Origin of the sequence: Microbacterium sp. Root166 (assembly GCF_001427145.1) — a bacterium.
Lineage (GTDB): Bacteria > Actinomycetota > Actinomycetes > Actinomycetales > Microbacteriaceae > Microbacterium.
In genome coordinates, this window is record NZ_LMGL01000001.1 from 904,135 (window position 1) to 917,091 (window position 12,957).

The 12,957-nt window shown below is 71.2% G+C and carries 14 protein-coding genes; 10 read left to right on the forward strand and 4 right to left on the reverse strand.

Annotated features, from left to right (window positions below; translation table 11 throughout):
- Positions 1-8: 8 nt before the first annotated feature.
- The gene (locus tag ASD56_RS04030) at positions 9-2,600 is read right to left on the reverse strand and encodes a LuxR C-terminal-related transcriptional regulator (protein ID WP_055961491.1); all 2,592 of its coding nucleotides are present in this window, start codon (positions 2,598-2,600) and stop codon (positions 9-11) included.
- A 127-nt stretch (positions 2,601-2,727) separates the two neighbouring features.
- On the opposite strand from ASD56_RS04030, the gene ASD56_RS04035 reads away from it, so the two are divergent.
- The 4 genes from ASD56_RS04035 (at position 2,728) to ASD56_RS04050 (ending at position 4,227) form a co-directional block, all read left to right on the forward strand.
- Positions 2,728-2,946 (forward strand): hypothetical protein, encoded by a 219-nt coding sequence (locus ASD56_RS04035; RefSeq protein ID WP_055961494.1) that lies wholly within the window; start codon positions 2,728-2,730, stop codon positions 2,944-2,946.
- Positions 2,947-3,040: 94 nt separating this feature from the next.
- Positions 3,041-3,421, forward strand: coding sequence for an SHOCT domain-containing protein (locus ASD56_RS04040; protein WP_055961497.1), 381 nt, complete (start codon positions 3,041-3,043; stop codon positions 3,419-3,421).
- 24 nt (positions 3,422-3,445) lie between these two features.
- Positions 3,446-3,865 (forward strand): DUF6325 family protein, encoded by a 420-nt coding sequence (locus ASD56_RS04045; protein WP_055961500.1) that lies wholly within the window; start codon positions 3,446-3,448, stop codon positions 3,863-3,865.
- Positions 3,866-3,876: 11 nt separating this feature from the next.
- The gene (locus ASD56_RS04050) at positions 3,877-4,227 is read left to right on the forward strand and encodes an SHOCT domain-containing protein (RefSeq protein WP_055961503.1); all 351 of its coding nucleotides are present in this window, start codon (positions 3,877-3,879) and stop codon (positions 4,225-4,227) included.
- A gap of 52 nt (positions 4,228-4,279) precedes the next feature.
- Here ASD56_RS04050 and ASD56_RS04055 read toward each other — a convergent pair whose 3' ends face one another.
- Together ASD56_RS04055 and ASD56_RS04060 are read right to left on the reverse strand one after the other, a co-directional pair.
- Positions 4,280-5,023: a potassium channel family protein gene (locus tag ASD56_RS04055; RefSeq protein ID WP_055961507.1), complete on the reverse strand. Its 744-nt coding sequence runs from the start codon at positions 5,021-5,023 to the stop codon at positions 4,280-4,282.
- 54 nt (positions 5,024-5,077) lie between these two features.
- A complete protein-coding gene (locus ASD56_RS04060; protein ID WP_055961510.1) occupies positions 5,078-6,187 on the reverse strand; it encodes an AI-2E family transporter in 1,110 nt (369 codons plus the stop codon).
- An 89-nt stretch (positions 6,188-6,276) separates the two neighbouring features.
- Between ASD56_RS04060 and ASD56_RS04065 the strand changes: the two genes are divergently transcribed.
- Positions 6,277-7,683, forward strand: a complete 1,407-nt coding sequence (locus ASD56_RS04065; protein ID WP_055961512.1) for a DUF2252 domain-containing protein — start codon at positions 6,277-6,279, stop codon at positions 7,681-7,683.
- 63 nt (positions 7,684-7,746) lie between these two features.
- Positions 7,747-8,487 carry a FadR/GntR family transcriptional regulator gene (locus tag ASD56_RS04070; RefSeq protein WP_055961515.1) on the forward strand — a complete coding sequence of 247 codons (741 nt, stop codon included), beginning with the start codon at positions 7,747-7,749 and terminating at the stop codon, positions 8,485-8,487.
- Positions 8,488-8,516: 29 nt separating this feature from the next.
- On the opposite strand, the gene ASD56_RS04075 is transcribed toward ASD56_RS04070, so the two are convergent.
- Positions 8,517-9,494 (reverse strand): aldo/keto reductase, encoded by a 978-nt coding sequence (locus ASD56_RS04075; protein WP_055961517.1) that lies wholly within the window; start codon positions 9,492-9,494, stop codon positions 8,517-8,519.
- Positions 9,495-9,707: 213 nt separating this feature from the next.
- On the opposite strand from ASD56_RS04075, the gene ASD56_RS04080 reads away from it, so the two are divergent.
- Genes ASD56_RS04080 through ASD56_RS04095 form a run of 4 tightly spaced genes read left to right on the forward strand, consistent with a single transcriptional unit; the run spans position 9,708 to position 12,920 of the window.
- Positions 9,708-10,352, forward strand: coding sequence for a bifunctional 4-hydroxy-2-oxoglutarate aldolase/2-dehydro-3-deoxy-phosphogluconate aldolase (locus tag ASD56_RS04080; protein ID WP_055961520.1), 645 nt, complete (start codon positions 9,708-9,710; stop codon positions 10,350-10,352).
- Positions 10,349-11,290: a sugar kinase gene (locus ASD56_RS04085; protein WP_055961523.1), complete on the forward strand. Its 942-nt coding sequence runs from the start codon at positions 10,349-10,351 to the stop codon at positions 11,288-11,290. The genes ASD56_RS04080 and ASD56_RS04085 overlap by 4 nt, the downstream gene beginning before the upstream one ends.
- Before the next feature lie 29 nt (positions 11,291-11,319).
- Complete coding sequence (locus ASD56_RS04090) at positions 11,320-12,171, forward strand: fumarylacetoacetate hydrolase family protein (RefSeq protein WP_055961527.1); 852 nt, start codon at positions 11,320-11,322, stop codon at positions 12,169-12,171.
- Positions 12,168-12,920 (forward strand): SDR family NAD(P)-dependent oxidoreductase, encoded by a 753-nt coding sequence (locus ASD56_RS04095; RefSeq protein WP_055961529.1) that lies wholly within the window; start codon positions 12,168-12,170, stop codon positions 12,918-12,920. Before ASD56_RS04090 ends, ASD56_RS04095 begins: the two co-directional genes overlap by 4 nt.
- The last annotated feature ends 37 nt before the right edge of the window (positions 12,921-12,957 follow it).

A 12,957-nucleotide genomic window follows, 5' to 3' on the forward strand; every position in this document is an offset into this window, starting at 1 on the left:
GCGCGACGTCACCCCACGCGGGCGATCTCCTTGGCGTCGATGAGGCCGAGCTCCACGGCCCGCTCGATCGCGGCATCCCGGCCCGACACGCCCAGCTTGCGGTAGATGTGCCCGAGGTGCGTCTTGACGGTGTTCGTCGACACGAAGCAGCGCACCGCGATGTCGGCGATCGTCAGCCGGCTCGGCAGGAAGGCCAGCAGCTCCAGCTCGCGAGGCGTGAGGTCGTCGATGAGGCGCCTGCTGCGGACCACGACCCCGGAGCGGGTGCGGGCGACCACGAGCCGGCTGAACTCGGTGCGCGGCCCGACGAGCTCCTCGATGAGGTCGGCGACGACAGGACCCGACCGCATGAACGGGTCGATGATCCCCTCGGGTCCCGCGATCGCGAGGGCGTTCTCGAGGTGGTCTCGGGCGCGCGGCCGGCGATTCTCGAGCGCCGACAGCCAGCCCAGAAGGATCTCGAACTCGATCGAGGCTAGCGGATGGAGGGCGTCCGGCTCGAAGCGCAGCTGTCCGAGGCGAGCGCGGGCGGCGGCGGGCTGACCCAGCGTGAGCAGCGCGGCGACCTCTTCGAAGGCGATCGGCGACCACGGTCCGGGCGGAGCTCCGGAGGGGACCCCGGGCGTGCCCTCGAGTCGCGCCCTGCGCATCGCGAGCGCCGCCAGTGCCCGACGGATGAGCGGCGGCGGCGGACCCGCCGGCTCGACCGACTTCTCGACCCGGTCGGCCGCGGGATCGGCGAGCAGGGAGACCAGGTGCGCGACCCACATGAGCTGCGTCCGCTGGTTCGCGGACGCACGGAGCTCGCCCTCGGCCAGCGAGATGGCTCCCACGTCGGGCTCGCCGCGCTGGATCGCGACCAGCGCGCGGGCGAGGTAGGCATCGGCGGGAGCCGGATGGGCGAGCAGGCCGGATTCCCGCGCCATGCCGAGCGCTTCGTCCGCACGGCTCGCGGCGGCCGTCAGCCGACCCGTCAGCGCGTCGGTGAGCGCGATGCTGCCGAGCAGGTGGACCCGGAACGGGCTGTACGCGAAGGCGCTCGATGTGGCCGTCGCCGCGAATGCCGCGCGTGCCTGGTCGAAGTCGCCGAGGAAGAGGTGGGCACGGCCCATCGATCCCTGCGCGAGGTAGGTCAGCAGAGGCCGGGCGGTCAGGCCGAGCAGGTCGGGCGGCTCGGCATCCGGATGCTCGGCCAGCAGCGCGACGGCCTCCTGGGCGGCGTGGAGGAAGGCCTCCGGGTAGGGCCGGAACTGCACGCACGCCGCCAGGAACGCCAGCGCGACCTGCCGCTGGCCGATGGAGAGCGTGTCGCCGGCGAGGAGGGCCCGGATGGTGTCGACGGCGACCATCCCCCGCCCGCTCATCCCCGCGGCGATCGCACGCAGCAGCTCGACGTCGGGATCGGTCGCGCGGATCTCGACCGGCACGCGGTCCAGCCACTGCGCGAGCGCGGTGGCCCGCACCTCCTCGAAGACCTCGCGGCCGCTCGCGAGCACGTGTGCCATCACGCGCTCCCAGCGCCGCGCGCGGATGAGGTACTCCACGGCGTCCTGAGCGTCACCCTCGCCGAGGAACCAGTCCGCCGCGGCCTCGAGCAGCCGGGGCTCCGCATGGGAGTCGGCGGCCCGCAGCCGGTAGCGCAGGAGGTCGCGGAAGAGCCGGTGGAAGCGATACCAGCCGGGCCGCTCCGGCACGGCGACGAGGAACATCGAGTCTCGCTCGAGCCCGGCGATGAACGCGGCGCCGTCGACTCCGGCGACGGCCTCGGCCAGTCCCGCGCAGATCTCGTCGAGCACCGCCAGCCGGATCAGCGCGTCGCGCCGTTCGGGCTCGAGGGCGTCCAGCACCTCCTCGCTGAGGTAGTCGACGACCAGCCGGTCGGTGTCGGCGAACGTGTCCACGGTGCGTTCGGGGTCGGTCGAGAACCGCAGGGTGAGCGCCGTCAGCTGCACGCCGACCGCCCAGCCCTCCGTCCTGGCGGTCACCGCGGCGACGGCCCTCTCGGTCACGCGCTTGCCGGCGATCCGCTCGATCACGCGAGCCGTGGTGGCGTCGTCGAACGCGAGCTCGCGCTGCCGGATCTCGATGAGCCCGTGCTCCAGCCGGTGGCGGCTCCACCCGAGCTGCAGGTCCACGCGCGACGAGAAGACGGCGTGCGCATTCTCGGGCAGGAGGTCCACGAGACGCCACAGATCGGCCAGCAGCGGCGTGCCCGAGATGCGGTCGAGGTCATCGAAGACGAGGACGACGGTGCCGGCATCCGCGAGCCCTCCGGCCAGATCCTCGAGGAAGGCCTCGCCGAGACGACGCTCCGAGGCCTCGACGGGAGTGGCGGGAGCGCGGAAGCCGGGGGCGACTGCACGGATGCCGGAGACCAGGCGCACCGCGAACGCGAGGGGCTCATCGTCGGCAGAGGTGATGTCGAACCAGGCGACCGCGATGTCGGGGCGTGCCTGCGCCCACTGCGACAGCAGGACGCTCTTGCCGGCGCCGGCGGGGGCGACGATGAGCGACAGCGGCGCGGACGTGCCGGTGTCGAGTTGCTTCCGCAGCGCCGGCCGATCGACAGCGTGCGGAGGGATCCTACGTACTTCCCTCACGGAGAGCCTCCCAGGCGAGCGGGCGTGAGCTCGGGGGAATCATCCCACAGGGGTGACGTCACCGCGAGAAGGAGGCCGTCATAATGTGCGGCACCCGCACGGCGCGAGCACCGCACGAGGAGGTGCCATGAACGATCAGATCGTCGAGATCGTGGTCGGCGGTCCGCTCGATCCCGAGCTCATCGCGGCTCTCGACGGGTTCGAGATCGCTCCTGCCGCGGACGGCTGCACCAGCATGGTCGGCGCCATCCCGGATCAGGCGAAGCTGCTGGGACTGATCGAGATGCTGGACGAGCGGCACGTCGATGTGGTGTCGGTCAACTTCCTCACCGACGACGCGGCGTGATTCTCACCCCGCACGGGTGACGTCGCACCAGCGGCCGCCTCATACGTTTTCGTTACGACGGACGTTCGGTCCGCCCTGACGATTGGCAGCGCAAATGGATCTCTGGAGTTTGGTCGCCTGGTTCTTCTGGGTCTTCGTTTTCGTGGCGTACCTGATGGTGCTGTTCTCGATCCTCGGCGACCTGTTCCGCGACCACACGCTGGGCGGCGGCTGGAAGGCGGTGTGGATCATCTTCCTGATCTTCGTGCCGTTCCTCACCGCGCTGGTCTACCTCATCGCCCGCGGCTCGGGCATGCAGAAGCGCTCGGTCGAGCAGTACGCCGAGCTGCGCAAGCAGCAGGACGCGTACATCCGCACGGCCGCCGGCTCGTCCAGCCCGACGGACGACATCGCCAAGGCCAAGAGCCTGCTCGACTCCGGCGCGATCTCCGACGCCGAGTTCACCGCACTGAAGACCAAGGCACTCGCGGGCTGAGGCCCGCAGGAGGAGGATGACGACATGACGACATTCGATTACGGCCCGATCGAGTTCTACGCGATCGCCTTCGACGGCGACAAGCCCGGCCCGGGAGTGCTCCAGGCGATCGACGACCTGGTGGCTTCTGGCACGGTCAACGTTCTCGACCTGGTGTACGCCACCCGCTCCCCCGAGGGCGAACTGACGGTGGTGGAGCTGTCCGACACGACCGACGACGCCGGCGTCCCCGCCCTCGACCTCGCCGGCCTGGCGGGAGTCGAGGACATCGAGGTGCTGGCCGAGAACGTTCCCCCGGGAGCATCCGCGGCGATCCTGGTCGTCGAACTGCTGTGGGCGAAGTCGTTCGCCGCCGCTCTCTACGATGCGGGCGGTGCGGTGATCGCCCGTGAAACCATCCCGGCGCCGATCGTGAACGCTTTCCTCGCCGAGAACGTCGACTGAAGGAGACAGACATGATGCGCAGAGCAGGCCGTCCCGGCCTCATCGGAATGGCGGCTCGCACCGCCGTCGTCGCCGGCACCGCCACCGCGGTGTCGGGCAACGTCCAGCGGCGCCAGCAGGGCCGCGCCGACGCGAAGTACGACCAGCAGCAGTACGAGGCCCAGCAGCAGCAGGCTGCGATGGATGCCGCAGCCGCACAGGCCGTCGCCAACGCCCAGCCGGCCTACGCGCCGCCGCCCCCCGCTGCCGCACCCGCGGGCAACGACATGATGGCCCAGCTCACGCAGCTGGCGACCCTGCACTCGCAGGGCATCCTGTCGGACGAGGAGTTCGCAGCGGCCAAGGCCAAGCTGCTTTCCTGACCTACTTCGATCGAGGAGGGCCGCACCCGCGAGGGTGCGGCCTTCTTCCGTCTCAGGACTGGGCGGGGCCCGGTCCGCCGGGCTCGTCGGGGTGCGCCGGGCGCTGGGCCGCGCTCAGCGCCTCGACCTGGGCGAGCAGCTGCCGCACCTGGGCGCGCGTCGCGGGCTCGGCGTCATCGCGCCCGCGCGCCGCGCGCTCGAACACCCAGGACGCGAGCGTCGCCGTGATGATTCCGGCCAGCGCGATCCCCGAGAACATCACGCCGGTTCCGACCAGGCGCCCGACGACCGTGACGGGGTAGTAGTCGCCGAAGCCGGTCGTGGTGATCGTGACGCAGGACCACCACACGGCGTCGCCGAAGGAGGTGATGTTGGCGTCGGGCGCGTCGCGCTCGGCTTCCAGCACGGCGAGCGATGCGATGTAGATGAGGAGCATGCCGGCGCCGGCGCCGTAGACCATGATCTGCGTCCGCAGCCGCGTGCCCGCAGACGGCTTCATGCCGGGAACCCGGGTGAGCACGCGCAGCAGGAGCACCAGCCGGAACACGGGGACGAGCGCGATGGCGAGCGTGCCCAGGTGCGTGCGGAACCACTTCACCCGGTCGGACGCGAGCGACAGCCGGACCAGGTAGTCGATGATGAAGAGCGCCCAGGTCGCGAAGATGATCACGGTCATGAGCAGATGCGCGGGGCCCGACAGACCGCCGATCACGCGCCACGAGAAGGCGACGAGATAGGCCAGCGACGCCAGCATGAGGGGCACCTGCGTACGGCGCTGCCAGGTCGTTTCATCCACAGGCGAATTCTGCACCACCCGGACGCGGGCCCTGCGCTGGCGCGCCCTGCGCCGTCAGAGGAGCCTGCGGTGTCCTCCCGGCGCGGTGGCGGCGGCATCCGGTGGAGGAACAGCGGTGCGGTCCCCCGAGAGCCACCGCAGCCAGTGCGCACCCGGATCGCCCTCGAGCACCAGAGCCCTGACGAACAGGGTCAGCGGAATCGAGAGGATGGCCCCGAGCGGTCCGATGACGAACGTCCAGAAGATCACCGAGAAGAAGCTCAGCGTGAGGCTGAGGTCGACCGCGTCGCTGACGAACTTGGGCTGGACCAGCACCTGCAGGACGACGTTGACGACGCAGTACACGGCGATCACGGCGAGGAGGAGCGGCCAGCCGCCGACGACGAAGGCGAGGACCGCGGGCGGGATGAGCCCGAGAATGAACCCGATGTTGGGGACGAAGTTGGTGACGAACGCGAGGATCGCCCACACCAGCGGGGCGGGGACTCCGAGCCACCACAGCGCGAGGCCGTCGATCACGGCGACGACGGCGCCGAAGCTGGCGTTGACGACGTAGTACCGCCGCACTCCCGAGTTCAGGTGGCGGATGCGGGCGAGCACCGGCGCCTTCGCGGCACCGAACACGCGCCCGGCTTCGCGATAGCGCGCGGCGTCGGCGGCCATGAAGATGATGTACGCGAACACGAAGAACAGCGCCGTCGCGACGCCGAGCACCGTCCCGCCGAGCTTCGAGACGAGGCCGACCAGGGTTTCCGGATCGAGCACGGACCCCACCGCCGAGGACGCCTCCTGGTCGAGGCCGACCTCCTGCAGCCATGCGAGGAACCCCTCCCCGCTGGAACGGAGCTCGTCGGCGAAGTCGGCGACCAGCTGCGCGAACTGACGGCCCGCGAGCCACAGCAGCGCCCCCATGGCGACCAGCACGAGATAGGCCACGACGATGACGGCCGTCGTTCCCGTCCACCGCGGCCAGCCACGACGCTCGAGCGGACCACGGAGCGGCTCGCAGATCACGACGAGCACGATGGCGAGGGCGAGCGGCCCGACGATCTCGCGCGCGAGCGAGACGCCGGCGAGCAGCACGACGACGGCGGCCAGGCCGATCAGGGTGCGCAGGCTCGGCGAGAGGGCCGGCGGCGGCGTGGAGGGCACGGATCGGGTCACGCGGCCAGGGTACCCACGGCTGGCGGCAGCCTCGGGATTTCCCCGGCCGAGCCCTCCCGCGCGCCGCCCGCTGGTGCCACACTGACCACATGGCAACCACGACGGACGTCCGGCCCCTGGCCGAGAGCTGGTCAGCACCCCCGACGCTCGAGGACCACCTCGGCGAAGGACGAGCGGCGCGCGAGCGCGTGCCCCGCGAACAGCTCGCCGTGCTGCCCGACGGCGTCCGCGACCCGATGGCGATCCTCGACGAGCAGGACTCTACGCGGGTTCCCGAGCTGGTCCCGATCCGCTCGGAGCGCATGGCCGCGAGCGCCTTCGCGTTCTACCGGGGCACGGCCGCCCTCATGGCGGCCGACCTCGCGCGCTCGCCCAGCAGCGGTCTCGACGTCGGGTCATGCGGCGATGCCCACGTGTCGAACTTCGGACTCTTCGCCTCGCCGCAGCGCACCCTCGTCTTCGACCTCAACGACTTCGACGAGTCGGCGTGGGCTCCGTGGGAATGGGACGTGAAACGGCTCGTCACGAGCATCGTGATCGCCGGGCAGTCCACGAACCGGGACGAGAAGGTGGTGGAGGATGCCGCCCTCGGCGCCGTCAGGACGTACGCCCGCGCCCTGCGCAGCGGCGCCAGGCGCAGTCCGCTGAAGCGCTACTACGACCACTTCGACGCGGATGCCGCCGAAGAGGCGGTCGATCCCGAGTCGGCCGAGGCCCTCCACCGCGCGATCAAGGACGCCGAGAAGCGCACGGCGGCGCGAGCGGTGCGCAAGTTGACGACCGTCGATCCCGGCGGCCGGCTGCTCTTCATAGAGCAGCCGCCCACGATGACGCATGTGGACCCGCGGATCGAAGCCCGCATCAACGAGTACATCGCGCTGTACCTGTCGTCGGCGAACGTCGACATCCGCGTGCTGATGCAGAAGTACCACGTCACCGATATCGCGCGCCGCGTGGTCGGGGTCGGCAGCGTCGGCACACGGTGCTATCTCATCTCGAACGCGGACGGCGACGGGAACGCCCTCCTGCTGCAGGCGAAGGAGGCAAGTCAGAGCGTGCTCGTCCAGTACGGCGGCATCGCGCAGCCGGAGGCCGTCGCCGACTTCATCGAGCGGCAGGGCGAGGGCGGCAGGGTGGTGGCGATGCAGCGGATCCTGCAGGCCGTCTCGGACCCGTTCCTCGGCCACCTGCGCGGCACCCCCGTCGAAGGCGGTCCGGAGCGGTCCTTCTACGTGCGGCAGTTCCACGACAAGAAGGGCGGATTCGACATGGACACGCTCGAGGACTCGGCATTCCGCTGGTACGCCGACGCGTGCGCGACGACCCTCGCGCGCGCTCACGGTCAGTCGCCGAACGCCTCCGTGGTCTCGGGCTACGTGGGCGGCGGCCGCGTCGCAGGCGCGGCGATCCTCGAGTGGTCGTACCGCTACGCCGACCTGTCGCGCGCGGACTGGCAGCTGTTCCGCCGCCATCGCGGGCTGGATGTCTCGGACTGACCACAGCCCGGCGCCCGGACGCTTCCGGACGGCCGGAGAAGGGCGGGCCGTACACTGACAGCCATGACCGATGCCGAGCCCCGTGCGGCAACCCGATCGCAGACGGACGTCGTCATCGACGGCATCAAGAGCATGCTCACCCGCGGCGAGCTGCGTGCGGGTTCGCGACTGCCGATCGAGAAGGATCTCGCGGCGCAGCTCGGGGTGTCGCGCGGGTCGCTGCGGGAAGGCGTCCGCGCGCTGGCGACCCTCGGCGTGCTCGAGACCCGGCAGGGCGACGGCACGTACGTGACCTCGCTCGATCCCGGCGTGCTGCTCAGCCCGCTGGGCTTCCTCGCCGACCTTCAGCAGCCGGCGCACGCCGCCGATCTCCTCGCCGTGCGCCGCGTGCTCGAGGCGGAGAGCGTCTCACTGGCGGCGACTCGGCTCACCGACGCGGATCTCGGCCGGCTCGAGGACGTGCTGCGGGGAGTGGATGCCCTGCTGGCCAGCGACCCCGATGTCGATCTCGAGCAGTTCGTCCAGGCCGACACCGACTTCCACGCGATCATCGCGGCGGCCAGCGGCAACCCGGCTCTCGCGGCGATCATCGACAGCCTCGTCGGGCGCACCTTCCGCGCGCGACTGTGGCGGGCCATCTCCCATCGCGGATCGCTGCTGGAGACGCAGACCGAGCACCGCGCGATCCTCGCAGAGCTCCTGAAGCGCGATCCCGAGAGGGCGCGCATCCGCATGTCGGTGCACCTGCTCGGGGTCGAGCAGTTCAGCGCCGCGCACGCTGACGAGGACCCGAAGGCCGTCTGACCTGCGAGCCTGCCCTTCCTGCGGTCAGGCTAAGCGAGCGCGTCGGGGATCAGCCCCGCTGCCGCCAGGTCGCGCCACAGCGCCTCCGGCACGTCGGCGGCTGATCGCTGCGCATTGGAGTCGATCTGCCCGCGACCACGCGCGCCGAGCACGACCGAGACGACGGTGGGGTGACGGCGGACGTAGGCGATCGCCGCCTCGGGCAGCGTCACGCCGTGGGCCTCGCAGACGTCGGCGATCGCGTGGGCCCGTGCGAGCATCTCGGGGGGCGCGGGGGCGTAGTCGAAGAGGGCGTCAGCGGCCGGGCGCGGCTTGCCGAGGAGGCCCGAGTTGTACACGCCCGCCGCAACGATGGAGACGTTCCGCTCCTGCGCGAGCGGCAGGAGCTCGTCCAGCGCCGAGTCGTCGAGCAGCGTGAAGCGGCCCGCGCACATGAGGATGTCCACGTCCGCACGACGAATCAGTTCTGCAAGGGGAGCGGCGTAGTTCATGCCGGCGCCGACTGCTGAGACGACGCCCTGCTCGCGCAGCTCGATGAGGGCGCCGATGCCCTCGGTCGAGGCCTGCTCGAAGTGATTCTCGGGGTCGTGCAGGTACAGGATGTCGAATCGGTCGAGCCCGGTGCGTTCGAGCGAATCCTCGACCGACCGGAGGATGCCGTCGCGACTGAAGTCCCACTGACGCACCAGGTCGGCCGGCACGTCGAAGCCCTCGGTGTCATGGCCTGCGGCCCCGTCGGGGTCGGGAACGAGCAGTCGTCCGACCTTCGTCGACACCGCGAACGCGTCGCGCGGACGCCCGCGGAGCTGCTCGCCCAGACGACGCTCGGACACCCCGACGCCGTAGTGCGGCGCGGTGTCGAAATAGCGGATGCCGCACTCCCACGCGGCGTCGACGGTTTCGACGACCTCCTCCTCCGTCGTGGTGCGGTAGAGGTTGCCCAGCTGGGCGGCGCCGAGGCCGAGCTCGGTGAGCTCGAGGCCGGTGCGCGTGGTTCGGGTCTGCATCTCGTTCCCTCCATCGGGTGCGACGATCAGTTTAGACGAGTCATTGGATGAATGGCAGTCCTGAGGGGCCCATCTCTTCAGCAGAGCGCCGGATTCCCCGCCTTCGAGCCCGCGGGGTTGCCCATTCTTACGGATACCAGGTGAGAAAGGCCCGGTGATGGTGCACAATGGGTTCTGGCTAATTCATCTGACTTTTGAGATCGAGGCTCCTCCATGACGGAAACAGTCGACGCGGTCACGCAGATCGGCATCGTGCCGGTGGTCGTCATCGACGACGCCGCCCGTGCCGTGGACCTCGTGCACGCGCTGATGGAGGGCGGCATCGCGTGCGCCGAGTTCACGCTGCGCACGCCCGCCGGGCTCGTCGCGCTCGAGGCGGCGGCCGGGGTCCCGGGCTTCACGCCGGGTGCCGGAACGGTGCTCACCCGCGAGGACGCCCGGGCCGCAACGAGCGCGGGCGCCGCCTTCGCGGTGAGCCCGGGCTATGACGCCGACGTGGCCCGCGCGGTCATCGACGGCGGCGCCACCATGGTTCCCGGCGTTGCGACGCCGACCGAGGTCCAGCGTGCGATCGCCGACGGGTTCACCCACGTGAAGGTGTTCCCCGCCGGGCTCCTGGGCGGGCCCGCGTACCTCGATGCGCTCGCCGGCCCGTTCCCCGGCCTGCGCTTCCTGCCCAGCGGCGGAGTCGGCGAGGCCGATCTCAGCGCGTACGCCTCGCGCCCGCACGTCTTCGCGGTGAGCGGCAGCTGGATGGTCCCCCGCGACGCGATCGCGAGCGGCGACTTCGAGCTGATCGCCCGTCGCAGCCGCGCAGCGGCCGACGCTCTGCAGCTCGCCCGCGGGGGTGCACGATGACCGGCCTCATCACCATCGGCGAGAGCATGGGCCTCATCCGCGGCGACGGCATCGGCGGCCTCGAGCACCTCAGCGCCGCGCGCGTGGACACCGGCGGCGCCGAGGGCAACGTCGCGATCGGCGTCGCCCGTCTCGGCGGATCGACGACCTGGCTCGGGCGCGTCGGCGACGACGCTCTGGGCCGCCGGATCGCGGGCGATCTCCGCTCGGAGTCCGTCACCGTGCACGCGGTGGTCGACCCGCGCGCGCCGACCGGACTCATGCTGAAGACCAGCCCCCGCGCCGGTACGACCGTCGTGGACTACTACCGGCGGGGCAGCGCAGGCAGCCGCCTCACGCCGGCCGACCTCGACGGCGCCGACCTCGAGTCTCACGGCATCCTCCACATCACCGGCATCACCCTCGGCCTCTCGGAGTCGGCCCGTGAGACCGTGTTCGCCGCCGTGGCGCGCGCTCGCGCCGCCGGGATGCTCGTGTCGTTCGCGATCAACCACCGCTCGCGGATCTGGCACGCCGACGAGGCCCGCGCCCACTACCTGGCCGTCGCCCGCTCGGCCGACATCGTCTTCGCGAGCGCCGAAGAGGCCGAGCTCCTCGTGTCGGGCGCGACGCCCGCCGACCTCGCGCAGGCGCTCGCCGACCTGGGCCCCGGCGAAGTCATCGTCACGCTCGGGGCCGAAGGATCGGTCGCCGTGATCGACGGAGAGGCCCACACGGTCGCCGCCGTCCCGATCACCGCGATCGACACCGTCGGCGCCGGCGACGGATTCGCGGCCGGGTATCTCGCCGACCGGCTGGCCGGAGCATCCGCCGTCGACCGCCTCCGCACCGCCGCCGCCTCCGGCGCGCTCGCCTGCACGCATCCGGGTGACTGGCAGGGCGCGCCGCGCCGCGCCGACATCGCGGGCCTCACCGCCGGCGACCCCGTCATCCGCTGACCCGAACCACCATCCTCGAAGGAGACCCCATGACCCTCGGACGCCTCGGCGACGCCGGGAACGAGATTCCCGTCTTGCACTACGACGGCCGCGCCTACGACCTGCGCCCGCTCACCGCCGACATCGACGGCGCGTTCCTCGCGTCGGGCGGCGCGGCCTCGGCCCTCGCCGCCCTCAACCGCGGCGACCTGGTGGAGGTTCCGGATGCCGCGGCCCTGCGCGTCGCGCCCCCGATCGCGTCCCCCGGCAAGATCGTGTGCATCGGCCTCAACTACCGCGACCACGCGGAGGAGACCGGTGCCGCCATCCCGGAAGAGCCCGTCGTGTTCATGAAGGACCCGAGCACGATCGTGGGCCCCTTCGACGAGGTCTACATCCCGCGCAAGTCCGTCAAGACCGACTGGGAGGTCGAGCTCGGCGTCGTGATCGGCAAGACCGCCCGGTACCTCTCCTCTCCCGAAGAAGCCGACTCGGTGATCGCCGGCTACGTGCTCTCGCATGATGTGTCGGAGCGCGAGTTCCAGCTCGAGCGCGGCGGCCAGTGGGACAAGGGCAAGAGCTGCGAGACGTTCAACCCGCTCGGGCCGGTGCTGGTGCCGGCATCCGAGGTGGCCGACCCGCAGTCCCTCGGCCTGCGGCTCTGGGTCAACGGCGAGCTGCGTCAGGACGGCAGCACCGCGAACATGATCTTCGACGTCCGCCACGTCATCTGGTACCTGTCGCAGTTCATGGTCCTGCGGCCCGGCGACCTCATCAACACCGGCACCCCGGCCGGCGTCGCCCTCGGCATCGAGGGCAACCCGTACCTCCGCGACGGCGATGTCGTCGAGCTCGAGATCGACGGCCTCGGTCGCAGCAGCCAGAAGATGGTGCAGGCATGAGCGGCGCGTTCGACGGCCTCACGGTCGCGGTCACCGGTGGCGCCTCCGGCATCGGTCTCGCGACCGCCCTGGCGTTCGCCGAGCAGGGCGCGTCGGTCGCCGTGCTCGACATCAATCCGAGCGGCGCCCCCGAGCCGCTGTTCGGCGTCGTCGCCGATGTGAGCGACCGCGCGTCGGTCACCGCGGCCGTCGAGGCGGTCGTCGCGCGCTTCGGCGGACTCGACATCCTCATCAACAACGCGGGCGTCAGCGCGATCGGCACCGTCGAGGAGCAGAGCGACGAGGACTGGGCGCGGGTGCTCGACATCAACGTCACCGGCATCGCACGCACGAGCAGCGCGGCCCTGCCGCACCTGCGCAAGTCCGGCCACGCCGCCATCGTCAACCTGTGCTCGGTCGCCGCGCTCAACGGCCTGCCGCAGCGCGCGCTGTACTCGGCCACCAAGGGCGCCGTGCTCTCGCTGACCTACGCAATGGCCACCGACCACGTGAAGGAGGGCGTGCGGGTCAACGCCGTCAGCCCCGGCACGGTGGCGACCCCGTTCGTCGACAACTTCCTCAAGAAGTTCGACGACCCGGTCAAGGAGCGCGCCGCACTCGACGCCCGCCAGGCCACGGGACGCATGGTCACGCCCGAAGAGGTCGCCGGCGCGATCCTCTACCTGGCGCACCCCGCCTCGACCTCGACGACCGGCACGGTGCTCGAGGTCGACGGCGGTCTCACGCACCTGCGCGTACGCAGCAGCTGAGACCGCTCCGCAGACGAGCGCCCGAGCGGCGAGTCCT